Here is a 24060-nt window from a genome sequence, read left to right as displayed (position 1 = left end):
GCAGTCAGAGGCAAGACACCATTCCGTAGGGGGAGTTGGAAGCAGCCGTGACCACCTGGACCGAATTCGCAGCCGAACGGCCGATCACGCTCAGCGGGGCGAGCGGCATCGACCGCGCCGCGCACCACCGCCTGGACGAGGCCTGGCTCTCCGCGGCGTGGAGCCACCCCTCGACGCGGGTCTTCGTGGTCTCCGGCGGCCAGGCGCTGATCGACGACACCCCCGACGGCCGCACCGAGCTGGTGATGACGCCCGCATTCGAGGCGCCCGTCACCGAGACGCACCGCTACTTCCTGGGCCAGGATGAGGACGGCGTCGCCTACTTCGCCCTGCAGAAGGACGCCCTGCCCGGCCGCATGGACCAGTCGGCGCGCCCGGCGGGGCTGCGCGAGGCGGGCCTGCTGCTGTCCCCGCGCGACGCGGGCCTGCTCGTGCACGCCGTCGCCCTGGAGAACTGGCAGCGGCTGCACCGCTTCTGCTCCCGCTGCGGCGAGCGCACGGTGATCGCGGCGGCGGGCCACATCCGCCGCTGCCCGGCCTGCGGCGCCGAGCACTACCCCCGTACCGACCCGGCCGTGATCATGCTGGTGACCGACGAGCGGGACCGTGCGCTGCTGGGCCGGCAGATGCACTGGCCGGAGGGCCGCTTCTCGACGCTCGCGGGCTTCGTCGAGCCGGGCGAGTCCATCGAGCAGGCGGTGCGCCGCGAGGTCGCCGAGGAGGCGGGCGTGACCGTCGGCGACGTGGAGTACGTCGCCAGCCAGCCCTGGCCCTTCCCGTCCAGCCTGATGCTGGGCTTCATGGCGCGCGCCACCTCCGCGGACATCCAGGTGGACGGCGAGGAGATCCACGAGGCGCGCTGGTTCTCGCGGGACGAGCTGCGGGCCGCGTTCAAGACCGGGGAGGTCCTACCTCCCACCGGCATCTCGATCGCGGCCCGGCTGATCGAACTCTGGTACGGCGAGCAACTGCCGTAGCGGGTGCTCAGACCCCGATCTTGGCCTTGACCTGGGCCAGCGAGGGGTTGGTGAGCGTGGAGCCGTCCGCGAAGAGAACGGTGGGGACCGTCTGGTTGCCACCGTTCGCCTTCTCCACGAAGGCCGCCGAGTCGGCGTCGAGCTCGATGTTGATCTCGTTGTACGTGATGCCCTCGCGGTCCATCTGGCTCTTCAGACGACGGCAGTAGCCGCACCACGTCGTGCTGTACATCGTCACGCTGCTCGACATGCGACCCGCGCTCCTTTTCCTTGTGTTTCCGCGGTGTAATTCCGGAAGGAGAACGCGCACTCGGTCGCTGTCATTCCCGCCAGTCGTATCAGTACGACAATACGGGCTCGGCTGTGGACGACATTCCCGGTCGCCGCCGTGGACCTGGCAGCATGGCGGGGTGACAGCAGCAACGCACTCCACCCTCTTCCCTCAGGTGCCGGCCTCCGCCGACGCGGTGCTCGACGGGCTCGACCCCGAGCAGCGCGAGGTGGCCACGGCCCTGAGCGGGCCGGTGTGCGTGCTGGCCGGCGCCGGTACGGGCAAGACCCGGGCGATCACCCACCGTATCGCCTACGGCGTGCGGTCCGGGGTGCTGCAGCCCGCGAGCGTCCTCGCGGTCACGTTCACCAACCGCGCGGCGGGCGAGATGCGCGGCCGGCTGCGCCAGCTCGGCGCGGGCGGCGTCCAGGCCCGTACGTTCCACTCCGCCGCCCTGCGCCAGCTGCAGTACTTCTGGCCCAAGGCCGTCGGCGGTGACCTGCCCCGGCTGCTGGAGCGCAAGGTGCAGGTCGTCGCGGAGGCGGCGGCCCGCTGCCGTATCCGCCTCGACCGCAACGAGCTGCGCGACGTGACCGGCGAGATCGAGTGGGCGAAGGTCACCCAGACCGTCCCTGAGGACTATCCGGCCGCCGCCGCCAAGTGCGGCCGGGAGGTCCCGCGCGACCCCGCCGAGATCGCCCGGGTCTACGGCATGTACGAACAGCTCAAGCGCGAGCGCGGCACGATCGACTTCGAGGACGTCCTGCTGCTGACGGTGGGCGTGCTCCAGGACCGGCACGACATCGCCGAGACCGTGCGCCGCCAGTACCAGCACTTCGTGGTCGACGAGTACCAGGACGTCAGCCCCCTGCAGCAGCGGCTGCTCGAGCTCTGGCTGGGCGACCGCGACACCCTGTGCGTCGTCGGCGACGCCAGCCAGACGATTTACTCCTTCACCGGCGCCACCCCCGACCACCTGCTCAACTTCCGCGTCCGCCATCCGCACGCCACGGTGATCAAGCTCGTCCGGGACTACCGCTCCACCCCCCAGGTGGTCCACCTGGCCAACGGCCTGCTCTCGGCCGCCCGCGGCCGGGCCGCCGAGAGCAGGCTGGAGCTGATCTCCCAGCGCGACCCGGGCCCCGAGCCGGTCTACGCCGAGTACGTCGACGAGCCCGCCGAGGCCGAGGGCACCGCCCGGCGCGTGAAGGACCTCATCGACTCCGGCGTGCCCGCCAGCGAGATCGCCATCCTCTACCGCATCAACGCCCAGTCCGAGGTGTACGAACAGGCCCTCGCCGACGCCGGGGTGCCCTACCAGCTGCGCGGCGCCGAGCGGTTCTTCGAGCGGCCCGAGGTGCGCGAGGCCGGGCTGCTGCTGCGCGGCGCCGCCCGCGCCGGCCACCACTCCGACCCCCAGCTGGCCGGTGCCGAGGACGTGCCGGCCCAGGTGCGGGCCGTGCTCAGCACCCGGGGCTGGACGCCGGAGCCGCCGGCCGGGTCGGGCGCGGTGCGGGACCGCTGGGAGTCGCTGGCGGCCCTGGTGCGGCTGGCCGAGGACTTCGTGCGGGCCCGCCCCGAGGCCACGCTCGCCGACCTCGTCGCGGAGCTGGACGAGCGGGCGAGCGCCCAGCACGCGCCGACCGTCGAGGGTGTGACGCTGGCCTCACTGCACGCCGCCAAGGGCCTGGAGTGGGACGCCGTCTTCCTGGTCGGGCTGGCCGAGGGCATGATGCCGATCACCTACGCCAAGACCGACGAGCAGGTGGAGGAGGAGCGCCGGCTCCTCTATGTCGGCGTCACCCGCGCCAGGAAGCACCTGTCCCTGTCCTGGGCGCTGTCCCGGACCCCCGGCGGCCGGGCCTCCCGGCGGCCCACGCGCTTCCTCAACGGACTGCGGCCGGGCTCGGCCGCCCCGCGCCCCGGCTCGGCCGGCTCTGCCGCGGGCGCGGGCCCCGGGCGGGGCGGCATCGAGCGCGGCGGCACCCGGGCGCGGCGCGGTCCGGTGCGCTGCAGGGTCTGCGGGCGGACCCTGACCGACGCCGGTGAGATCAAGCTCATGCGGTGCGAGGACTGCCCCTCGGAGCTGGACGAGGCGCTCTACGAACGCCTGCGCGACTGGCGGGCCACCCAGGCCCAGCTGCTGGGCCAGCCCGCCTTCTGCGTCTTCACCGACAAGACGCTCCTCGCGATCGCCGAGGCCGTACCGGGAACCGAATCGGAGCTGGCGAGCATCTCTGGAGTCGGAGGACGCAAGCTCGGCAGGTTCGGAGCCGACGTCCTCGCCCTGTGCGCAGGCGACGAGCCGGCCTCGGAAGACGTGTCCCAGGACACGTCCGAAGAATCTCCGGAAAAATAGTTTGCGCGCGCGGACGGCATACCCATAGCCTTCCGAGCAGGGAGACGACGGCTCTGCGGTACTACCGGGATTCGTTGGATCCGTGCTGTACTGAACCGAAGACCAGGACCGGTTTCGACCGGTCCCCGAGACGCCGAGAGGAGGCGGAGAAAATGATCAGCTTTATCGCCAGCAACAAAATGACCGATCGCCGTATCGGCTCCGCCGCCATGCTCGGCTCCTCCTTCGGCATGTTCCAGGGCACCGGTCTGTCCGGCGCCGCTCCGGCCCTGCTGGAACAGCGACCGACCAAGGCGTCCGAGGTAAAGGCAGCAGCGGTGGCACAGGCCCAGGCCTATGCCGTCGCCGCCGTGGCCAATGGCGCCGGATCCCCGAACGCACCGCAGCACCACCTTCCCAAGACGTGGGCCTTCCGTGGGCTCAAACCCTGGAGAGATCCAGCCTGATCGCGATCAGGTCGGCACCTTCCAGGGCCGCGGAACCCACACCGGGATCCGCGGCCCTTTTGTTTGCCCCCAAGCCCGGGGAAACCAGCCCGGCCACCAGCCGGAACAACAGACGAGGAAATGAACACCGTGCAACTCAAGGCGCACACCCCGTCAGTAGCGACCGACCTGATCCCGCCGCCTGTCCCCACGGAGGACACCTTGACCCCCCTCACGTCACTGACCACCCTCACCGACCTCGATGACGCCATCGAGAACCTGGGTGGCTCCGTGCCCTGCCGCAGCTATGACCCCGAGGTCTTCTTCGCCGAGTCCCCGGCCGACGTGGAGTACGCCAAGTCGCTCTGCCAGACCTGTCCGCTGCGCGCGGCCTGCCTGGCCGGCGCCATGGACCGCCGCGAGCCGTGGGGCGTCTGGGGCGGCGAGCTCTTCGTCCAGGGCGTGGTCGTGGCCCGCAAGCGTCCGCGTGGTCGCCCGCGCAAGAACCCGGTCACCGCATGAGCACCGCCGGCACCATCGACCGCCCCACCACGTACGACCCCACGAAGCAGGCCCCGATCATGCGGCACCCGTCCGAGCCATTCGGCTCCCACACCCCCCGTCACACCTCCGCGACCGAGTCGCGGCAGAACAGGAACCTCGAAATGCAACTCATCCCAGAAGCCCTGGCCCGGGCCCATATGCAAGAGCTCCGGAGGGAGGCCGAGTCCCAACGGACCGCCGTGCGGCTGGTCGCCGCCCGCCGCATGCAGCGCCGCGCCGAGCGCGCCTCGCTGCGCGCCCGCCGCGCCCTGGCCATGGCCGTCATGCAGTGAACCGCCGCGGGGCCGGGCCGAACGGACCGCCCCCGCGCCACGTTCGGGTGCGTCACCCGCGCCCGGCCCGCTCCCGGGGATATCGTCTGGGAGTGGACCGGAAGACGCATAAGCCAGTGCAGTTGAACCCTGAGGCCACCGAGACCCCCGAGCCCATCGCCTGTGCTCGCTGCGGCACCGAGGCCCCCGGGGGCACGCCGCCCCCGACCTGGATCTGCTCCGTCGAGAACGGCAGCCGCCGGTACTTCTGCGACGACTGCTCCCGCGCCAACCTCAGATCGATCGAGGGCAGACTCGACTCCTCCTGGTGGTGAGCGGGCGCCCCGGCGCCCTCAGGCGGGGGTGTCCTGGCTCCGGCTCTCCGCCGCGAACCCGGGCACCCACGCCTCCATCTCCTCACGCAGCCGCACCGTGGCACCCAGCTGGCACAGCACCCCTATGGTGCTCATCGTCACCCGGTGGATCAGCAGGTACGCCGGAGGCAGATTGAGCTGCCGGGCCAGCTGGTACGCGGGGGAGCGGGGATCGGCGATCCGGGTCGCCTGTGCGCGCATCCAGTCCCGGGTGAAGGTGAACTCCGCCACCTGGGCCGGCTCGATGATCGGCAGCAGATAGTCCAGCACCGCCCCGGGGTCCAGCTCGATCTCCGGCTTGACGAAGCCCTCATCGCGCAGCAGTTCGTGAACCGCGTCCGCCTCGCCGTCCAGGGTCAGCCGCAGCGCCGTCCCGATCTCCACGGGCAGCCCCTGCGGAAGCCGGTCGACCGTGCCGAAGTCCAGCACCCCCAGGCGCCACTTCTCCGGCGGCCCGTCGGGGGCGTCCCCGGTCAGCAGCCGGAAGTTGCCGGGGTGCGGATCGGCGTGGAGCAGCCCCGTGCGGGCCGCGCCCGAGAAGAGGAAGCGCGCCAGCAACTGCCCGGCCCGGTCCCGCTGCTCCTGGGTGCCGCTGGTGATCACCTCGGACAGCGGCACCCCCTCCAGCCACTCCGTCACCAGCACCTGGTCGCTCCGGTGCACCACGTCCGGCACGGTCACATCGGCGTCACCGGTGAACTCCCGTGCGTGCGCGGCCTGGGCCCGCGCCTCCAGCTCGTAGTCCAGCTCCTCGGACACCCGGTCGCGCAGCTCGGTGATCAGCGGCTTGATGTCCATCCCGGGCACCAGCGGACCCAGCAGCTTGGCGAACCGCCCCAGCTGCGTCAGATCGGAGAGCAGCGCCTCACCCGCCCCCGGGTACTGGACCTTGACCGCGACCTCGCGCCCGTCGTGCCAGACGGCCCGGTGGACCTGCCCGATCGACGCTGCGGCCGCCGGCCGGTCCTCGAACTCCTCGAACAGCTCCCGCCAGTTCGGCCCCAGCCGCTGGGCGAGCGCCGCGTGCACCGACTTCGTCGGCATCGGCGGCGCCGCCTCCTGAAGCTTCGTCAGCGCGGCCCGGTAGGGGCCGGCGACCTGCTCGGGCAGGGCCGATTCGAAGACGGACAGTGCCTGACCGAGCTTCATGGCACCTCCCTTGAGCTGGCCGAGGGTCGCGAAGAGCTGCTCGGCGGTGCGTTGCTGCAGCTCCGCGGCGATGATCTCCGCCGGCCGTCCGCCGATGCGCTTCCCCAGCCCGAGCGCCGTGCGCCCCGCGAACCCCAAGGGCAGCGCGGCCAACTTGGCGGTACGGGTGACCGCCTTGCGGGGTAGATCAGACATGCGCCCCTCCAACTAGCTGAACAGCCACGCCGCGGACGGCGGTTACCGGGTCATTGTCCCGTGCGGGACCGCGCGGACCCGGCGTGCTCCGGTCGCCCGGAGTCCGCCGCGCCGCACGGGCACCGCGGATGCGGCTCCACGGGCAGGGAGGACCAGGAGGGCCCCGGCAGGGCCAGCTCCAGCCGTTCCCCCGCGCCCGACGTGGACCCACCGTCGAGAAAGGCCAGCGCCCTCGCCACGGTCAGCCCCGCCACGACCGTGGCCAGTGCCATGTCGCAAGACGGTACCCCCGGGCCGCGGCCGGATCGCCACTGGGCGAGCATCCGGGGCCAGGCCGGATCCCGCTCGGCCCGTTCCCTCTCGACGCAGCCCGCGCACGCCGACTCTCCCGGCAGCACCAGCGGCCCCACCACGCCCGTGGCCTCCAGGACTCCCGCGTACAGGTGCGGGGTCCCGGAGGAGACGAGCTCCTGGGACGCCGGGACGTCCGGCGCGTAGGCCGCGAGGCCGTCGCGGGGCGCGAACACCACCAGGGACGGCGGGGAGCCGTCGTCGCTGCCCGTGCCACCGGCTCTCGCCCTCGGCCGGGGCAGGGGCGCGGCCTGACGCACCGCCTGCCGGGCGGCGGCGTCCCGCCGCTCGCCGGTCCGCTCGGCCCCCACCCCGCCGGGCGCCACGTCCCAGGGCTCGACCCGGCCCCCGTCCAGGACGTCGACCCGTCCCACTCCCGAGGCCGCCAGCAGCGACGCGACGGCCGCCCCCACCCGTCCGGCGCCCCGCACCTGCACCCGCACCGCCTGCCGCGCCGCCATCAGCCGCATCGCGGCCCCCGGCTCCGGATGGAGCACCGACAGCGAGGCCAGGTCCGGCCGCAGCCGCTCCAGCGAACCGCCCCGGGCGCGCAGCGCGGCCGCCGCCTCCCCGCCCGCGCGCGGATCGTCCAGCAGCCCGGCCGCCGCCAGCCGCTCCACCAGCGCGTCCGCCCGGCCGTCCGGCAGCCCGAAGCCGGTGGCCTCCTCGCGGAGCAGGGGCATGCCGCGCGTCCCGTCGAGCAGGCCCAGGAAGCTGCCCGTCGCGGTGTCCACCGGCCCCAGGAGCACCGCGTGCGCGGGAGCGGTGCCGAACTGCACCATCTCGCGGTTGCGCCAGGCCCGGCGCAGCGCGGGCTTGACCATCGGATGCGCGGAGTCCGGAACCGTGTGTCCAGGCGGTGAGGTGCGTACGGGCTGCGTCGGCATGTGTCCCCCTCGGTCGGCCTTCAGCATGCCCGTCCCGCCCGGTCCCCGCGTGACGTTGTCCACAGGTGCGGGGTGATTGTCGTACAAGCCTGCGCCGAAGTCGGCGTTTCCCCGACAAGCGACCCGACAAGCGACCCGAGGGGCGGGACTTCACGCACCGCCAGCGGGTAACGTCGGGCCCGTGCCCGTCGACCCTCTGCACAGTGCCGCACGCCCACCGCGCAGTGCCCCGAGCCCGCTCGCGGGAGGGCAGGAGACCGGCGCCGTCGAGGTCCGGCGGAGCACGCGCCGCCGCAGGACGGTCTCCGCCTACCGCGAGGGGGACCGGACCGTCGTCCTCATTCCGGCCCGGATGTCGGAGGCGGAGGAGAAGCGCTGGGTCCGCGTGATGCTCGACAAGCTCGCGGCGCAGGAGAGCCGGCGCATGCTCGGCGACGGCGAGCTGGCCGAGCGGGCCCGCCGCCTCTCCGAGCAGTACCTGAACGGCCGGGCGCGCCCCGCCTCGGTCCGCTGGGTCACCAACCAGAACACCCGCTGGGGCTCGTGCACCCCCGCCGAGGGCAGCATCCGCCTCTCGCACCGCCTGCAGGGCATGCCCGAGTACGTGGTGGACTACGTGCTGCTGCACGAGCTGGCGCATCTGCTGGTCCCCGGTCACGGACCGGAGTTCTGGCGGCTGCTGGAGTCGTACCCGCGCACCGAGCGGGCCCGGGGCTACCTCGAGGGAGTGGTGGCCGCGGACCGGCTGCCCCACCTCCCTGCCGCCCGGAGCGAGTGAGCGGACCTCCCCGGAGGCACTCCCCGCCCGCCTCAGCCGTTAGCCTGGCGCAACGCATTTCACTGCAGGTTCGGATGGGGGACGGTCGTCACGCATGTCCAGGGAATTCCAGCGCGGCCACAAGGCCAAGATCAGTGACCTGACGGCCGGGACCGATCTGTACGTGGGAGTGCAGATCGGCGGCTCCGGCCTGACCTTCGACATCAGCTGCTTCGGGCTGGACGCCCGGGAGCGGCTCTCCGACGACCGGTACTTCGTCTTCTTCAACCAGCCGCAGTCGCCGGAAGGCGCCATCCAGCAGCTCGGGGCGCAGGCCGGGGACACGGACTCCTTCCGGGTCACCCTCGACCGGGTCCCGGCGCACATCAACCGGCTCAGCTTCACCGCCACCCTCGACGGCGCCGGACAGATGTCGCAGACCGGCCCGGGCTACCTCCGCATCGTCGCGGGCGGCGTCGAGGTGGCCCGCTACTCCTTCACGGGCGCGGAGTTCAGCACCGAGCGCGCGGTGATGCTCGGCGACTTCTACCTCAAGGACGTCTGGCGGTTCGCCGCCGTGGGCCAGGGCTTCGACGGCGGCCTGGAGGCGCTGCTGAAGCACTTCGGCGGCGAGGTGCTGGAAGAGGAGGCGCCCCCGGCGCCCGAGCAGGGCGCGGCCCCCGCCTTCGCGCCCCCGCAGCAGGCGAGCGCGCCCCCGGCCTTCGCGCCGCCCGCCGCCCCGCAGCCCGCCCAGGCACCGCCCGCCCCCCAGGCCCCGACGCCGCCGCCCGCGCAGGGCTTCCCGCCCCCGCCCGGCAGCACCCCGCCCCCGGTGGCCCCGCCCGCCCCCCAGGTGCACGCGGCCGCCACCATGGCGGCGCCCATCGCACCCCCCGGCTACTTCTCCGGCGGCCAGACGCCGCCCGGCGGCGTCGTCCCGCCCCCGCCCGGCCCGCCCGGCGCCCCGGGCCAGCCCGGCGTTCCCGGGCAGCCCGCCCCGTACGCCCAGCCCGGCGCGCCCACCCAGGCGTTCCCGGCCCAGCAGCCCTACGGCCAGCCCGCCGTGCCCGCCCAGCCCTACCCGGCGCAGCAGCCCCACCAGGCCCCGTACGGCGCACCCGCGCCCGGCATGCCCCCGCAGGGCGGCGGGCCCGTCGCGCCTGCCGCGCCCGGCGTCCAGGCGGCGTTCGAGCGGTACCGCGAGGCCCCCAACGGGCAGCGCTGGACCCTGCAGAACCCCAAGCTCGTCCGCGTCGACCTCGGCGCCGACCCGCAGCCGGTGCTCGCCCGGCAGGGCAGCATGGTCCTGTACCAGGGCAAGGTCGACTTCAGCTACAAGGGCGCCGGCTTCATGGGGCGCATCGTCGGCAACGCCACCGGCCAGGAGATGCAGCTGATGCGCTGCACCGGCCGCGGCCAGGTCTTCCTCGCCGACGACTCCTCGCACGTGCACCCCATCCAGCTGGAGAACGACGCGATCTGCGTCTCCGCCGACGCGGTGCTCGCCTTCGACGAGTCGCTGCACCACGAGGTCCGCCGCATCGAGGGGCACGGCATCCCCGGCGGCGCGCTGTTCACCATGCAGTTCCACGGCACGGGCACCGTCGTCGTCAAGACGCACGGCACCCCCGTGGTGCTGCCGGTCACCCCGACCACCTTCGCCGACAGCAACGCCATCGTCGCCTGGTCCGCCGCGTCCCAGGTGATCGTCTCCAGCCAGGTGCGGCTGCGCCGCACCTCCTACCCGGGCCACAGCGGAGAGGCCGTGAACCTCCAGTTCCGCGGCGCGCCCGGCAACTTCATCGTCGTCCAGCCCTACGAGGTCTGAGGGAGCCCGTCATGGACCAGTCACTGATCGCGGGCCACGCCCCGACCCCGCCCGCCGCCCGCATGGAGAACCACGGCAGCAGCATGCTCAAGGTGGCGATGCAAAGCGGCCACGACCTGTTCGCCCGCACCGGCTCGATGGTCGCCTACGAGGGATTCATCCAGTACGAGCCGAACGCCCCCGCCATCCGCCAGATGGCCTCCCAGTGGCTCACCGGCGAGGGCACCCCGCTGATGAAGTGCAGCGGCGACGGGCTGCTCTACCTCGCCGACTACGGCGCCGACGTCGTCTGCCTCAACCTCAACGGCGAGTCGGTCTCCGTCAACGGCACCAACCTGCTGGCCTTCGACGCGCACCTGCAGTGGGGCGTGGAGCGGGTCAAGGGCATGGCGAAGTTCGCCGGGCAGGGTCTGTTCAACGTCGTGGTCAGCGGCAGCGGCTGGGTCGCGCTGACCTCGCGCGGCACGCCCATCGTCGTGGACTGCGGCGGCGGCGAGGACGAGACCTATGTGGACCCCGACGCGCTCGTCGCCTGGTCCACCAACCTGCGGATGAAGGGGAAGCGCAGCTTCAAGGCTTCCTCGATGATCGGCCGCGGCAGCGGCGAGGCGTACCAACTGGGCTTCTCCGGCCAGGGATTCGTGGTCGTACAGCCCAGCGAGGACAGCACCGACCGGCTCCGGGCCCGGGGCTGAGGGGGACGAGGAGACCATGCAGAGCCCGCTTTTCGGCTTCACCGAGGCCCAGACGCAGGACCGCTACGCCCTGCAGAACCCCCAGATGCTGCGCGTGGCCCTCACCGGCCACGAGGACGTCCTCGCCCGCAAGGGCTCGATGGTGGCCTACCAGGGCCTGATCGAGTTCGACCCGGAGTACCGCACGCAGGGCCAGCAGCACGCCCAGGCGCGCACCGGCGAGGGCCTGGACCTGATGCGCTGCTCCGGGCAGGGCACCGTCTACCTCGCCAACCTCGCCCAGCACGTCCACGTCGTGGACGTGGACCACGAGGGCCTGACCGTCGACAGCTCCTACGTGCTGGCGCTGGACTCCACCCTGCACTGGGAGGCGGTCGCGGTGGACAGCCAGTTCGGGATCTCCGGCACCGGCGCGTACCAGCTCACCATCAGCGGGCGGGGCAAGGTCGCGCTGATGACCTCCGGGCAGCCGCTGATGCTCCAGGTCACGCCGGAGAAGTACGCGTTCGCCGACGCGGACGCCGTCGTCGCCTGGTCCTCGTCGCTGCGCGTGCAGATGCAGGCGCAGACGTCCTCCTCGGGCGTGTGGCGGCGCCGCGGCGGCACGGGCGAGGGATGGGAGCTCAGCTTCCTCGGCCAGGGGTACGCGCTCGTGCAGCCCAGCGAGATGCTGCCGCCGCAGGGCGCGCAGATCGGCCAGGGAGTCGCCGCCCAGTACGGCTTCGGCCAGCAGGGCGCCCGGGGGCAGAACCAGGGCAACATCTGGTCGAACTGAGCGTCACAGGTCACAGGTAAGGGGCGGTCACCACGGTGACCGCCCCTTACCCGAGCGCTTGCTACAGGCGCGCGAGCGTCCGCTGCACCAGCCGGGCGACCGACTCGTCCGCGACGTCGGCCACCTCGGCGTAGGGGAACCAGCGCAGGTCCAGCGACTCGTCGCTGATGGCCTCCACGGCGCCGTCCGGCACCAGGGCGGCGTACTGCACGTCCAGGTGCCAGTTGCAGGGCGCCGGGATCGGGTGCCGGTCCAGGCGCACCGGGCCGCCCGGCAGCAGCGTCAGGCCGGCGATCCCGGACTCCTCGGTGGCCTCCCGCAGGGCCGCCGCCTCGAGCGTGGCGTCGCCGGGCTCGCAGTGGCCGCCCATCTGCAGCCACATCCGCAGCTTGCGGTGCAGGGTGAGCAGGACCCGGCCGCGCGCGGGGTCGATCACCAGCGCGCTGGCCGTCACGTGTCCGGCCTCACAGGGCTTCCACATGCCGTCCGGGTGGGCGGCCAGATGATCCAGGTAGAGCGCGCGCAGCTCCTGCTGGTCCTCGTACTCCTTCAGGACGAGGACCGCGTTCTCGTGGAGGCTCACTTCTTGTCGTCACCTTCGCCGGATTCGTCCGAAGCGCCCGGCCCGGTGCCCTTCGTGCCGTCGGTGCCCTTCGGGCCCTCGGCCCCCTGGGCGCCCGCGGAGCCCTTCGCCGCCTCGCCCAGCATCTTGTCGAGCTCGGAGAAGTCCAGCTGCTCGCGGTGGACGAAGCCGTCCGGGTCGTCCAGGTCGGCGGCCGTCGGCAGCATGTCCGGGTGCTCCCAGAGGTCGTCGCGCCCCTCCACGCCCCGCGCGTCCGTCAGCGAGGCCCACAGCCGGGAGGCGTCCCGCAGGCGGCGGGGCCGCAGCTCGAGGCCGATCAGCGTGGCGAACGTCTGCTCGGCCGGACCGCCCGAGGCGCGGCGCCGGCGCAGCGTCTCGCGCAGGGCCCCGGCCGACGGCAGGTGCGGCGCGGCCGCCGCGTGCACGACGGCGTCCACCCAGCCCTCGACGAGGGCGAGAGCGGTCTCCAGGCGGGCCAGGGCGGCCTTCTGCTCCGGGGTGTCCTCCGGCTGGAACATGCCCTGCTGCAGAGCGTCCTGCAGCTGCTCCGGGTGCGTGGGGTCGAGCTGGCCGACCACGTCCTCCAGCTTGGCCGTGTCGACCTTGATGCCGCGGGCGTAGCCCTCGACGGCACCGAACAGATGCGAGCGCAGCCACGGCACGTGTGCGAAGAGGCGCTGGTGGGCGGCCTCGCGCAGGGCCAGGTACAGCCGCACCTCGTCCTGCGGAACGCCCAGGCCGGAGCCGAACGTCTCGATGTTCACCGGCAGCAGCGCGGCCTTGCCGGCCGGGCCCAGCGGCAGGCCGATGTCGGTGGAACCGACCACCTCGCCCGCCAGCACGCCCACGGCCTGGCCGATCTGGGTGCCGAACATCGCGCCGCCCATGCTGCGCATCATGCCGAGCAGCGGGCCCGCCATGGCCTGCATCTCCTCGGGCAGCACGCCGCTCATGGCCGCCCCGACGCGCTCCGCGACCGGGTCGACGAGGTCCTTCCACACCGGCAGGGTCGCCTCGACCCACTCCGCGCGGCTCCAGGCGACGGCGGTGCCGGAGCCCGAGGGCAGCGACGTCACGCCGTCCAGCCACAGGTCGGCCAGGCGCACGGCCTCCTCGACCGCCGCCCGCTCGCCGGAGGTGACGCTGGCGTCCTTCGTGCCGTCGGCGGTGCCCTGCGCGACCGTCTGGCGGGCGATCTGCTTGGCCATGTCCCAGTTCACCGGGCCGCCCTCGTACGAGAGCATCTGCCCGAGCTGCTGGAAGGCGGCGCCGAGGTCGCCCGGGTTCATGGACCCGAACATCGCGGCGAAGGGGTTGTCCCCACCGCCGGCGGGCCCGCCGAACCCGAACGGATTCGCAGGCCCCTGGCCGCCCTGGCCACCGCCCTTCTTCTTGCCGTCGTCGCCGTTCTCCGGCTCCTCCGGCGGAAGACCGAATCCGAATGGGGTGTCACTCACGGGTTTCCTCGGCTCGTAGGGCCGCCGGCGTGGACCGGCGGCGAATGCCCGACAACACCACCAAGCGTAGACACCTCGCCGCTATCCGGGCTTGGTGCTCCACGCGCCCGGGGCCTGCGGCAGGATGGACGTCACCTGGTACGTACGTGTCATGACAACGGTGATGGCACATACGTACTGAAGACAACCGCTGGAGACGCCCGGTGAGTTCCCCCGACCGAGAAGTTCGCGCAGCGCGAAACGGTTCCGCGCGCGAGACCACGACCCCGCACGGCCCTGCCGTGCGCGGCCGGCGACCCGTCGTGGCCGTCACCGGTGCCGCGCGCGGCGTCGGGGCGCTGCTCACGCGGCGGCTCGCCGCGTCCGAGGAGATCAAGCACGTCGTGGCCATCGACGAACGCCGTGGCGACGTCACCGAGGCCCAGTGGCACGTGCTGGACGTGCGCGACCCGGCGATCGCCGAGAAGCTGCGCGGCGCCGACGTGGTGGTCCACCTCGCGCTCGACCTCGACCTGGAGACCGACGCGGCGGCGCGCACGGCGTACAACGTCCGCGGCACCCAGACCGTGCTGACCGCCGCCGCGGCCGCGGGCGTGCACCGGGTGGTGCTGTGCACCTCGGCCATGGTCTACGGCGCTCACCCCGACAACGACGTGCCGCTCGCCGAGGACGCGGAGCTGCGGGCGACCGCCGAGGCCACCGGCGTCGGCGACCTGCTCGAGATAGAGCGGCTGGCCAGGCGTGCGCCCCGGGCGCACCCCGGCCTGAACGTGACCGTGCTGCGGCCCGCCGTCCTGGTCGGCGGCACCGACACCGCTCTGACCCGCTACTTCGAGTCGCCCCGCCTCCTGGTGGTCGCCGGATCCCGGCCCACCTGGCAGTTCTGCCACGTGGAGGACCTGGTGAGCGCGCTGGAGTTCGCCGCCCTGGAGAAGGCGGAGGGGGAGCTGGCCGTCGGCTGCGACGGATGGCTGGAGCAGGAAGAGGTCGAGGAGCTCACCGGCATCCGGCGCATGGAGCTGCCCTCGGCCGTCGCGCTGGGCGCGGCCTCCCGGCTGCACCGCCTGGGGCTGACCCCGTCCCCGGCGGGCGACCTGGAATACACGATGCACCCGTGGGTCGTCAGCGGCCACCGGCTGCACGACGCGGGCTGGCGGCCCCGCTGGACCAACGAGGAGGTCCTCGCCGAGCTGCTGGAGGAGGTCGCCGGCCGGCACACGGTCGCGGGCCGCCGCCTGGGCCGCAAGGACGCCACCGCCGCCGGCGCCGCGGGCGCGACCGTCGCCCTGCTCGGCACCGCCGCCCTGGTCCGCAGGGCCCGCAAGGCCCGCCGGCGCCTGTAGGACCGTACGGAGCGCCCCGGGCGGCCCTGGCCGGACCGCCATGTCCCGCGCCCGCCGCCGTGCGGCACGATGGGGCACATGAGCAGCTACGACCACCCCGGCGAGCGCGCCGCCCAGGACCCGGTACGCCTCCTCGCGGTCAGGGACACCCCGCTGTCCCTGGACGAGGTCTTCGCGGCGGTCGGCGACGACGCCGCGGGCGGCACCGCCCTCTTCGTCGGCACGGTGCGCGACCACGACGGCGGCGCGGACGTCACCGCCCTCGGCTACTCCGCCCACCCCAGCGCCGAGGCGGAGCTGCGCCGGGTCGCGGAGAAGGTGGCGGCGGACTTCCCGGTACGGGCCCTGGCCGCCGTGCACCGCGTGGGCGAGCTGGCCGTCGGCGACCTGGCGGTCGTCGTGGCCGTCTCCTGCCCGCACCGGGCAGAGGCGTTCGAGGCGTGCCGCAGGCTGATCGACGACCTCAAGCTCGAGGTGCCGATCTGGAAGCACCAGACCTTCGCCGACGGGTCAGAGGAGTGGGTCGGCGCTTAGCGCCGTCGAGCAGGAAGCCTGGGGGCACCTCCCAGCGGTAGCTGGGGGAGGGTGGGGGCGTAACGCCCCGGAGCGCCCGGAAGGCTTCGAGGAGCCGGCGGGGTGAACGGTGACACCCGGCTGTCCGAAACCGTCCACTTATGGGCCGCTCCCGGTTGCGTAACCGTCCCCCTGACGTAAGCGTTGAGACCGAAGACGACTAATCTGCTCATCAGTTGTTCTCATGATTGTTCTCATCGGTCAGTGCGGTTGCGTAAGGGGTCGGAGGCCGGCATGGCGGCGCTCGCGTGGTTGCTGATTCCGGTTGCCGCGGCGGTTGCCGCAGCCCTGTGGGGAAGCTGGGCGGCCCGGAACCGGAAGGCTGGAGACGTCGCGGAACTGGCGGGGTATGCCAGGTTCCGTGAGGCGATGGAGCGGACCGAGTCCGGTTCCGGCTCGGCGAGCTAGCGGAGCGTCCCGTATCTGCCCCGGACGGACCGCCCCGGGAGTGGACTGTCGGACCCGTCCCGTACTGTCGTTCCATGCCCCGCCGCACCGCGACGATGCTCGCCTCCCTCCTGATGCTGATCGCGCTGCTGTGCGCGGGCGTGCTGATCCCCGTGCCCTACTCGGAGATGTCCCCGGGGCCGACGGTCAACACGCTCGGTGAGCACGGCGGCGAGCCGGTGCTGCAGATCTCCGGGCACAAGACCTATCCCACCTCCGGCCACCTCAACATGACGACGGTCCGCGTGACCGGCTCGCAGTACCGGATGAATCTGGTCGAGGCGGTCTACGGCTGGATCGCGCACGACAACCTGGTCGTTCCGCACACCACGCTCTACCCGGACGACAAGTCCCCGGACGAGCTCAACCAGGAGACGGCGGAGGAGTTCACGCAGTCCCAGGAGAGCGCCAAGGTCGCCGCGCTGAAGCAGCTGGACATCCCCGTCGGCACGCGCGTGGTCGTCTCCTCCGTCGTCAAGGGCAGCCCCGCCGAGGGCGCCCTGCACGCCGGCGACGTGATCAAGGCCGTGGACGGCACGGCGGTCAAGGAGCACGGCGACGTGGCCAAGCTGGTCACCCGGCACAAGCCGGGCCAGAAGGTCACGTTCCTGGTCGTCCCGGCCAAGGAGGCGGCCGCGGCGGAGAAGGAGAAGCGGCAGCCCAGGACCGAGGACACGGTCACCCTCGTCACCGGCAAGGCCCCCGAGGACGGCCGGGCGATCGTCGGCATCCAGGCCGGCCGGGACCACACCTTCCCGTTCACGATCAACATCAAGCTGGCGGACGTCGGCGGGCCGAGCGCGGGCCTGATGTTCGCCCTCGGGATAGTCGACAAGCTCACCCCGGAGGACCTGACCGGCGGGAAGTTCGTCGCGGGCACGGGCACCATCGACGACACCGGCAAGGTCGGGCCGATCGGCGGCGTGCAGATGAAGACGGTCGGGGCGCGCGCGAAGGGCGCGCGCTATTTCCTGACGCCCAAGGACAACTGCGCGGCCGCGGCCAAGGACGCCCCCTCGGGCCTCACCCTGGTGAAGGTCGACACGATCAAGGACGCCCTGCAGTCCCTGGAGAAGATCCGCAAGGGGGACGCGGCCGGCCTGCCGCAGTGCTCGGCACGCTAGCCACGCCCCCCTCCAGGGTCGCGTGGGGTCAGTCCTCGAACGTCGCCGCCAGGGCGTCCGCCAGGCCGGGCACCAGGTCGGCGCCGGTGAGGACCTCGGTCGGCGAGTCCTTCTCGCGCAGCCGCACGGCCGACTCGCGGGCGCCGTCGCGCAGCACGGCCACCGTCATCCGGACCTCCTGGCGGTCCGGGTGCTTGGCGACCCACGCGGCGAGCTGCTTGTCGCTCATGCCGTGGGGCACGGACCCCTCGGCGGACGGCGGGAGCATCAGCCGCTCCACGGTCAGGGCGCACCCCACCACGGCCTCCGGCCAGGCGATCGTGCCGAGGAACTTGTCGAGGGCGGTGCCGGCCGGCAGCTCCTCCTGTTCGATGGGGGTGTAGGACGACGCGGCCTGGGCGGCGGCGTCGTCGTCGAGGCCGAGCTGGGCGGCCAGGCCGGGCTCCTGGGTGCGGAGCCGGGCCGTGTCGACCAGGGCGAAGAGGCGGGCGGGCTGGTCCCAGCCGAGAGTCGACGCGTAGTCGTCGATCTCGAGGACGGCGCGGGTCAGCGGACTGGCCGCCATGGGCGTGCTGGGCTCGTGGGAGCCGGGAAGGTTCGAACCGGTATTGCTGGACATGGTCAATATCGTGCCCTGAGAGAGCCCGAAAACGGGAACCGAGTAAAGCCTCGGTAAGTTGCCACAGTGGGTCCTACCATCACGTGGGCCTCATCTGCAGCACAAACCCGCAGTACCACCCCAGCACGACCCACAGCTTCATCAACAGCGAACTTCGAGGTGCGCACCTTGGCTTTCCAGATGCCGGACCGCGGCGGAGGCCCGTCCGGGCCACGGATCAGAGTCGGCCGACCGTCCCGGCGTGTCCGGACCCTGCTGATGACCTTGGGCGTGCTGGCGGTGCTCGCCATGCTCTTCGTCATGTTCGCCGGGTTCTGGACGGACTGGCTCTGGTACCGCTCGGTGGACTATTCCTCGGTCTTCACCACCACCCTCGGCACCAAGATCGGCCTGTTCGCCGTCTTCGGCCTGCTGATGGCCGTGGCGGTGGGGATCAACATCTGGCTCGCCCACAAGCTGCGGCCGCCGCTGAGCGCGATGTCGATGGAGCAGCAGAGCCTCGACCGCTACCGGATGAGCGTCGCCCCGTACAAGAAGTGGGTGCTGCTGGCGGTCACCGCGCTCGTCGGGCTCGTCGCCGGCGCCTCGGCCGCCGGGCAGTGGCGCACGTGGCTGCAGTGGGTCAACGCCGTCCCCTTCGGCCGGACGGACCCGCAGTTCCACAAGGACATCTCGTTCTACACCTTCGACCTGCCCTGGTACCGCTTCCTGCTGAGCTTCGGCTTCGCGGCGACGATCCTGTCGCTGATCGCCGCCGCCCTCGTGCACTACCTGTACGGCGGGCTGCGGCTGACCAGCCCCGGCGGGCGGGCCACCAAGGCCGCCACGGGCCATCTGTCGGTCCTCCTGGGCGTCTTCGTCACGCTCAAGGCCGTCGCCTACTGGCTCGACCGGTACGGCCTCGCGGTGAAGTCCAGCGGGCTGCGGTCGGCCGACGGCTGGACGGGCCTGCGCTACGTCGACGCCAACGCCTACCTGCCGGCCAAGACCATCCTCTTCATCATCGCGCTGATCTGCGCCGTGCTGTTCTTCGCGACGCTCTGGCGGCGCACCTGGCAGCTGCCGGTGATCGGCTTCGGCCTGATGGTCCTCTCGGCGGTGCTGATCGGCGGGCTCTACCCGGCGATCGTGCAGAAGTTCCAGGTCCAGCCGAACGAGCAGGCCAAGGAGGCGCCGTACATCAAGAAGAACATCGCGGCGACCCGCGAGGCGTACGGCATCGACGGCTCGAAGGTGAAGGACTACGCGGGCACGAGCGACCTGAAGGGCAAGGACAAGGAGAAGCTGCGCGCCGACGCCAACGCCACGGCCAGCCTGCGCCTGCTCGACCCGAACGTCGTCTCTCCGGCCTTCCAGCAGGAGCAGCAGGTCCGCGGGTACTACCAGTTCCCCTCCACCCTGGACGTCGACCGCTACAAGGCGGACGGCAAGGAGCAGGACACGGTCATCGGTCTGCGCGAGCTGAACCTCAAGGGCATCCCCGAGCACAATTGGATCAACGACCACTTCAAGTACACCCACGGGTACGGCGCCATTACGGCGAAGGGCACCTCCACCGACAAGGCCGGTGCCCCGGACTTCACCGAGAAGAAGCTGCCGACCGAGGGCATGCTCGGCCGCTACGAACAGCGTGTCTACTACGGTGAGAAGACCACCCAGTATTCGATCGTGGGCGGTCCGCAGAAGGAGCTCGACCACCCCAGCGACCAGGGCGAGACGAGCTACAGCTACAAGGGCAAGAGCGGCGTCAACCTCTCCAACCCGGTCAACCGCGCGGCTTATGCGGTGGCCTTCGGCGAGCCGCAGATCCTCTATTCCGGCGCCATCGGCGAGGGCTCGCGGATTCTGTACAACCGCACCCCCAAGGAGCGCGTCGAATCGGTCGCTCCGTGGCTGACCATCGACGGCGACGCCTATCCGGCCGTGGTCGACGGGCGCATCCAGTGGATCGTGGACGCCTACACCACGAGCAACGGCTACCCGTACGCCTCGCGCACCACCCTCGGTGACACCACGGCCGACTCGCTGACCACCGGCCAGCGCGCGGTCGTCGCCCAGCAGAACCAGGTCAACTACATCCGCAACTCCGTGAAGGCGACGGTCGACGCCTTCGACGGCACGGTCAAGCTGTACCAGTGGGACACCAAGGACCCGGTGCTCAAGACCTGGATGAAGGCCTTCCCCGGCACGGTGAAGGCGAAGAGCAGCATCAGCCCCGCGCTGATGGACCATCTTCGCTACCCGCAGGACCTGTTCAAGGTCCAGCGCGAACTGCTCACCCGTTACCACGTCACCGACCCGGGCACGTTCTACACCGGCAGCGAGCGCTGGCAGGTGCCGGACGACCCGACCAACGAAGAGGGCAACGCGGTACCGCCGTACTACCTGAGCATGAAGATGCCGGACCAGCAGAAGCAGACCTTCTCGCTGACGACGACCTTCACGCCCAAGAACCGGCCGAACCTCGGCGCCTTCATGGCCGTCGACGCCGATGCCAAGAGCGCGGGATACGGCAGCATCAGAATTCTCAAACTGCCTTCCGAGACCACGGTCTGGGGTCCGGAACAGGCCCAGAGCAAGTTCAACGGAGACACCCGCGTCGCCGACCAGATCAATATCTGGAAGAGGGGCGATTCCAAGGTCGAGTACGGCAATCTGCTGACCGTTCCGCTGGCGGGCGGCCTGCTGTACGTCGAGCCGGTCTACATGCGCGGCACGGGCTCGAATTACCCGCTGCTCAAGAAGGTCCTGGTCAACTACGGCGAGAAGATCGCGTTCAAGGACACCCTCGACGAGGCCCTGAACGAGATCTTCGGCGAGAAGGGCCCGGACACCGGCACCCAGCCGCCGTCCGGCGAGCCCACCAAGCCGCCGGCCCAGGACGCGACGGTCAAGCAGGCCGTCAAGGACGCCCTGGACGCGTACGAGGCGAGCCAGAAGGCGCTCGACAGCAAGGACTGGGCGGCCTACGGCAAGGCCCAGAAGGAGCTGAAGGAGGCGCTGGACCGGGTGGCCAAGGCCGAGGCCAAGACCGGCGGCGAGGGCACCAAGCCCGGCAGCTAGCCGGGGCCCGCCCCGCGCCGTGGTACGGTTGTTCCACAACGGCGCGGGGTGGAGCAGCTCGGTAGCTCGCTGGGCTCATAACCCAGAGGTCGCAGGTTCAAATCCTGTCCCCGCTACTCAAAGACAAGGCCCGGAGTTCTCGGACTCCGGGCCTTGTCGTGTACCCGGGAGCCGACGAGGCCCGCGACGGGGCGGCAGAACATGCGTCCGCCGCCCGGCACGCGTGGTCTGTGCGGGTTATGTGCGGGGCCTTTGATTAGAGTTTGGAGCACCGCCGTGTCGGGAAGTCGGGAAGTCGACAAAACGCTGAAGTGACCTCACTGGCTGCGGTATTCCAGGTGTACGCAGGTTGCGGGAGTGCGACGATGGGACTTATGGGGGACAAGGCGAGGCTGTTGGAAACACGTCGGCTTGTAGCGGCTCCCGGTGACGGGAGCGATCAGGACGACCAGGACCCGTCGTCGTACGGACCGGGGGAGGGCTCCCCCGACGCCGACTGTGCCACCGACGCGGCAGACCTGGAGCTCGAGACAGCCCGCCGCCGTGCCGCCGAGTCCGGTGACCCCGCCTCCCTGAGCATGCTCGGGGCGCTGCTGCTGCGCCGCGGCGACCTCGACGGCGCCGAGCGCCACCTGCGCGCCGCGACCGCCGAGGGCGACCGCTCCGCCGCCAACAACCTCGGCGTGCTGCTGCACCAGCGCGGCTACGCCGACGAGGCCGCGAGCTGGTGGCGGGTCGCCGCCGTGGCCGGCTCCGCCCCCGCCGCGCACGCCCTCGGCCGCTACCACCGCGAGCGCGGCGACGAGCCCGCCGCCGAGTACTGGCTGCGCCAGTCCGCCGAATCCGGCCACGCCCTCGGCGCGTACGCCCTCGCCGACCTGCTGGAGCACCGCAGCGACGTGGGCGCCGAGCGGTGGTTCCGCAGCGCCGCCGAGCGCGGCCACCGCGAGGCCGCGTACCGCCTGGCCCGGATACTCGACGGCCGGGCGCCCAAGGCGTCGTCCCTGTCCGAGGGCCTCGCCGAGGCCCTCGGTCCCGTCGCCGCCCGGCAGGCCTCCGGAGGCCCCGACACCTCGGTGCGCGAGCTGCGGGCCGCGGCCGCCAACGGCCGCCGCCAGGACGGCCCGGCGGGCGAGGCCGAGCAGTGGTACCGCCAGGCCGCGGCCCGCGGCCACCGCCGCGCGGCCCTCCACCTGGGCACCCTGCTCGAGGCCCGGGGCGAGACCCAGGAGGCCGCGCGCTGGTACCTGACCTCCGCCAAGGACGGCGAGCCGCGCGCCGCCTGCGCCCTCGGCTTCCTGCTGCGCGACGCCGGGGACACCGACAGCGCCGCCGTCTGGTGGCGGAGGGCCGCCCAGGAGGGCGACGGCAACGCCGCCAACGCCCTGGGCGCCCTGCACGCCGACCGCGGCGAGTCCCAGCAGGCCGAGCGCTGGTACCGCGCGGCCCTGGACGCCGGCGACATCAACGGCGCCTACAACCTCGGCCTGCTCTGCGCCGAGCAGGGCCGCACCGCCCAGGCCGAGCAGTGGTACCGCCGCGCCGCCTACGCCGGGCACAAGGAGGCCGCCAACGCGCTGGCCGTCCTGCTGCTGCAGGGCGGCGACTCCGCCGGCGCCGAGCCGTGGTTCTCCAAGGCCGCCGAGGCCGGCAGCGTCGACGCCGCCTTCAACCTGGGCATCCTCTACGCCGGGCGCGACGAGGAGCAGCTGGCCTTCCAGTGGTACGAGCGCGCCGCCGCCGCCGGGCACACGGACGCGGCCCTGCAGGTCGCGATGGCGCTGCTGCGCGACGGCGGCGCCGAGGACGCCGAGGCGGCCGAGCACCACCTGCGCGTCGCCGTGCGCGGCGGCAGCGCCGAGGCCGCCTTCCGGCTGGGCGCGCTGCTCGACCGCGACGACGAGAGCCGCCCCGGCTGCGAGGAGTGGTACGAGCGGGCCGCCCGGCAGGGCCACCGGCGGGCCCAGGTGCGCCTGGGCATGCTGGTCGCCGAGCGGGGCGACGTGGTCGCGGCCGCCCACTGGTACCGCGCGGCCGCCCAGGCCGGCAGCCGCAACGGCGCCTTCAACCTCGGGCTGCTGCTGGCCCGCGAGGGCAGCGAGCAGGAGGCGGCGCTGTGGTGGGCGCGGGCCGCCGAGGCCGGGCACGGCCGGGCCGCGCTGCGCCTGGCGCTGCTGGCGGCGCGCCGCGGCGATCTGGCCGAGGGACGGCTGTGGTGCGCGCAGGCGGTCGAGCTGGGCCCGGCGGAGGTCGCCGAGCGGGCCGCGCGGCTGCGCGACGCGCTGCAGCAGGAGCTCACGGCGTAGCGGGGGCCCGCGGAGCAAGGCCGGATGTCACGACATTTGCCTGGGGAGTCACGGACGGGTTAAAGTGGCACTACCGACGCGGGGTGGAGCAGCTCGGTAGCTCGCTGGGCTCATAACCCAGAGGTCGCAGGTTCAAATCCTGTCCCCGCTACTGACACGAAGACCCGGATCCTCCAAGGATCCGGGTCTTCGTCGTTCCCGTGGTTCCGGGCGCGCCCCGGGCCGGGGCGCCGTGCCTCACGCGGCGGCGCAGTCGGGGCAGATCCCCCGGAAGGTCACGTCGACCGCGGACACCTGGAAGCCGAAGCGCTCCTCGGCCGGGAGGTTGGCCACCAGGTCGCCGGCGGGGTGGACGTCGCGGATGGTCCCGCAGCGGGAGCACACCAGGTGCTGATGGGCGTGGTGCGCGTTGGGGTCGTAGCGCTTGGCGCGGCCGTCCGTGCACACCTCGAGGACCTCGCCCAGCGAGACGAGCTCGCCCAGCGTGTTGTACACCGTCGCGCGCGAGATCTCCGGCAGCAGGTCGGCCGCCTTGGCGTGGACTTCGTCGGCGGTGTAGTGCACGTGGTCCCCGTCGAGCACTTCGGCGACGACGCGTCGCTGCGCGGTCAGCCGCCAGCCGCGTCCCCGGAGTCGTTCCAGCAGGTCACTCATGCCATTCACCTATCAGTCAGATAGGACCAGCGT

At 72.3% G+C, this 24060-nt stretch carries 23 protein-coding genes and 2 tRNA genes; 18 read left to right on the top strand and 7 right to left on the bottom strand.

The window, feature by feature from the left end; all coding sequences use genetic code 11:
* Positions 1-47 precede the first annotated feature (47 nt).
* Positions 48-977, top strand: a complete 930-nt coding sequence (gene nudC / locus IE295_RS11040) for an NAD(+) diphosphatase (protein ID WP_190063367.1) — start codon at positions 48-50, stop codon at positions 975-977.
* A 7-nt stretch (positions 978-984) separates the two neighbouring features.
* Here the strand turns inward: nudC and IE295_RS11035 are convergent, their stop codons facing one another.
* Positions 985-1227 (bottom strand): mycoredoxin, encoded by a 243-nt coding sequence (locus IE295_RS11035; RefSeq protein WP_190063366.1) that lies wholly within the window; start codon positions 1225-1227, stop codon positions 985-987.
* A gap of 160 nt (positions 1228-1387) precedes the next feature.
* On the opposite strand from IE295_RS11035, the gene IE295_RS11030 reads away from it, so the two are divergent.
* From IE295_RS11030 to IE295_RS11010, 5 genes are all read left to right on the top strand, one after another.
* Positions 1388-3607 carry an ATP-dependent DNA helicase UvrD2 gene (locus IE295_RS11030; protein WP_308013105.1) on the top strand — a complete coding sequence of 740 codons (2220 nt, stop codon included), beginning with the start codon at positions 1388-1390 and terminating at the stop codon, positions 3605-3607.
* Between the two features lie 152 nt (positions 3608-3759).
* Positions 3760-4053 (top strand): hypothetical protein, encoded by a 294-nt coding sequence (locus IE295_RS11025; RefSeq protein ID WP_190063365.1) that lies wholly within the window; start codon positions 3760-3762, stop codon positions 4051-4053.
* A gap of 129 nt (positions 4054-4182) precedes the next feature.
* Positions 4183-4554 (top strand): WhiB family transcriptional regulator, encoded by a 372-nt coding sequence (locus tag IE295_RS11020; RefSeq protein WP_190063488.1) that lies wholly within the window; start codon positions 4183-4185, stop codon positions 4552-4554.
* Positions 4551-4868, top strand: a complete 318-nt coding sequence (locus tag IE295_RS11015) for a putative WhiB-interacting protein (RefSeq protein WP_190063364.1) — start codon at positions 4551-4553, stop codon at positions 4866-4868. Before IE295_RS11020 ends, IE295_RS11015 begins: the two co-directional genes overlap by 4 nt.
* A 116-nt stretch (positions 4869-4984) precedes the next feature.
* Positions 4985-5182, top strand: a complete 198-nt coding sequence (locus IE295_RS11010; RefSeq protein ID WP_372478811.1) for a hypothetical protein — start codon at positions 4985-4987, stop codon at positions 5180-5182.
* Between the two features lie 18 nt (positions 5183-5200).
* On the opposite strand, the gene IE295_RS11005 is transcribed toward IE295_RS11010, so the two are convergent.
* Both IE295_RS11005 and IE295_RS11000 read right to left on the bottom strand, forming a co-directional pair.
* Complete coding sequence (locus IE295_RS11005; RefSeq protein ID WP_190063363.1) at positions 5201-6565, bottom strand: ABC1 kinase family protein; 1365 nt, start codon at positions 6563-6565, stop codon at positions 5201-5203.
* A gap of 50 nt (positions 6566-6615) precedes the next feature.
* Positions 6616-7803, bottom strand: coding sequence for a TOMM precursor leader peptide-binding protein (locus IE295_RS11000; RefSeq protein ID WP_224323045.1), 1188 nt, complete (start codon positions 7801-7803; stop codon positions 6616-6618).
* Between the two features lie 181 nt (positions 7804-7984).
* On the opposite strand from IE295_RS11000, the gene IE295_RS10995 reads away from it, so the two are divergent.
* The 4 genes from IE295_RS10995 (at position 7985) to IE295_RS10980 (ending at position 11858) form a co-directional block, all read left to right on the top strand.
* Positions 7985-8581 carry a M48 metallopeptidase family protein gene (locus tag IE295_RS10995; RefSeq protein ID WP_190063362.1) on the top strand — a complete coding sequence of 199 codons (597 nt, stop codon included), beginning with the start codon at positions 7985-7987 and terminating at the stop codon, positions 8579-8581.
* 94 nt (positions 8582-8675) lie between these two features.
* Positions 8676-10388, top strand: a complete 1713-nt coding sequence (locus tag IE295_RS10990) for a TerD family protein (RefSeq protein ID WP_190063361.1) — start codon at positions 8676-8678, stop codon at positions 10386-10388.
* A gap of 11 nt (positions 10389-10399) precedes the next feature.
* Positions 10400-11083, top strand: coding sequence for an AIM24 family protein (locus IE295_RS10985; protein WP_190063360.1), 684 nt, complete (start codon positions 10400-10402; stop codon positions 11081-11083).
* Positions 11084-11099: 16 nt separating this feature from the next.
* Positions 11100-11858, top strand: a complete 759-nt coding sequence (locus IE295_RS10980; RefSeq protein WP_190063359.1) for an AIM24 family protein — start codon at positions 11100-11102, stop codon at positions 11856-11858.
* Positions 11859-11919: 61 nt separating this feature from the next.
* Here IE295_RS10980 and IE295_RS10975 read toward each other — a convergent pair whose 3' ends face one another.
* Positions 11920-12441, bottom strand: a complete 522-nt coding sequence (locus IE295_RS10975) for an NUDIX hydrolase (RefSeq protein WP_190063358.1) — start codon at positions 12439-12441, stop codon at positions 11920-11922.
* Complete coding sequence (locus IE295_RS10970; RefSeq protein ID WP_190063357.1) at positions 12438-13898, bottom strand: zinc-dependent metalloprotease; 1461 nt, start codon at positions 13896-13898, stop codon at positions 12438-12440. Before IE295_RS10970 ends, IE295_RS10975 begins: the two co-directional genes overlap by 4 nt.
* Before the next feature lie 203 nt (positions 13899-14101).
* Between IE295_RS10970 and IE295_RS10965 the strand changes: the two genes are divergently transcribed.
* The 4 genes from IE295_RS10965 to IE295_RS10955 all read left to right on the top strand — a co-directional run bounded on the left by IE295_RS10965 (position 14102) and on the right by IE295_RS10955 (position 17385).
* Positions 14102-15241 carry an SDR family oxidoreductase gene (locus tag IE295_RS10965; protein WP_190063356.1) on the top strand — a complete coding sequence of 380 codons (1140 nt, stop codon included), beginning with the start codon at positions 14102-14104 and terminating at the stop codon, positions 15239-15241.
* Positions 15242-15310: 69 nt separating this feature from the next.
* The gene (locus IE295_RS10960; protein WP_190063355.1) at positions 15311-15775 is read left to right on the top strand and encodes a molybdenum cofactor biosynthesis protein MoaE; all 465 of its coding nucleotides are present in this window, start codon (positions 15311-15313) and stop codon (positions 15773-15775) included.
* A 273-nt stretch (positions 15776-16048) separates the two neighbouring features.
* Positions 16049-16222 (top strand): hypothetical protein, encoded by a 174-nt coding sequence (locus tag IE295_RS33400; protein ID WP_179198745.1) that lies wholly within the window; start codon positions 16049-16051, stop codon positions 16220-16222.
* A 74-nt stretch (positions 16223-16296) separates the two neighbouring features.
* Positions 16297-17385, top strand: coding sequence for a YlbL family protein (locus tag IE295_RS10955; protein ID WP_190063354.1), 1089 nt, complete (start codon positions 16297-16299; stop codon positions 17383-17385).
* A gap of 28 nt (positions 17386-17413) precedes the next feature.
* Here IE295_RS10955 and IE295_RS10950 read toward each other — a convergent pair whose 3' ends face one another.
* The gene (locus tag IE295_RS10950) at positions 17414-18004 is read right to left on the bottom strand and encodes a PPA1309 family protein (RefSeq protein ID WP_224323046.1); all 591 of its coding nucleotides are present in this window, start codon (positions 18002-18004) and stop codon (positions 17414-17416) included.
* A 180-nt stretch (positions 18005-18184) separates the two neighbouring features.
* Here IE295_RS10950 and IE295_RS10945 point away from each other — a divergent pair, with 180 nt between their 5' ends.
* The 4 genes from IE295_RS10945 to IE295_RS10930 all read left to right on the top strand — a co-directional run bounded on the left by IE295_RS10945 (position 18185) and on the right by IE295_RS10930 (position 23524).
* Complete coding sequence (locus tag IE295_RS10945) at positions 18185-21067, top strand: UPF0182 family membrane protein (protein ID WP_190063484.1); 2883 nt, start codon at positions 18185-18187, stop codon at positions 21065-21067.
* 42 nt (positions 21068-21109) lie between these two features.
* Positions 21110-21183, top strand: a tRNA-Met gene (locus IE295_RS10940).
* 249 nt (positions 21184-21432) lie between these two features.
* A complete protein-coding gene (locus tag IE295_RS10935; RefSeq protein WP_190063353.1) occupies positions 21433-23373 on the top strand; it encodes a tetratricopeptide repeat protein in 1941 nt (646 codons plus the stop codon).
* A gap of 77 nt (positions 23374-23450) precedes the next feature.
* Positions 23451-23524, top strand: a tRNA-Met gene (locus IE295_RS10930).
* An 86-nt stretch (positions 23525-23610) separates the two neighbouring features.
* Here IE295_RS10930 and IE295_RS10925 read toward each other — a convergent pair.
* Positions 23611-24027, bottom strand: a complete 417-nt coding sequence (locus IE295_RS10925; RefSeq protein WP_190063352.1) for a Fur family transcriptional regulator — start codon at positions 24025-24027, stop codon at positions 23611-23613.
* Between the last annotated feature and the right edge of the window lie 33 nt (positions 24028-24060).

The sequence above is a fragment of the Streptomyces griseocarneus genome, from assembly GCF_014655595.1.
Classification (GTDB): domain Bacteria; phylum Actinomycetota; class Actinomycetes; order Streptomycetales; family Streptomycetaceae; genus Streptomyces; species Streptomyces griseocarneus.
This window is presented reverse-complemented; position numbering and strand designations above follow the sequence as displayed.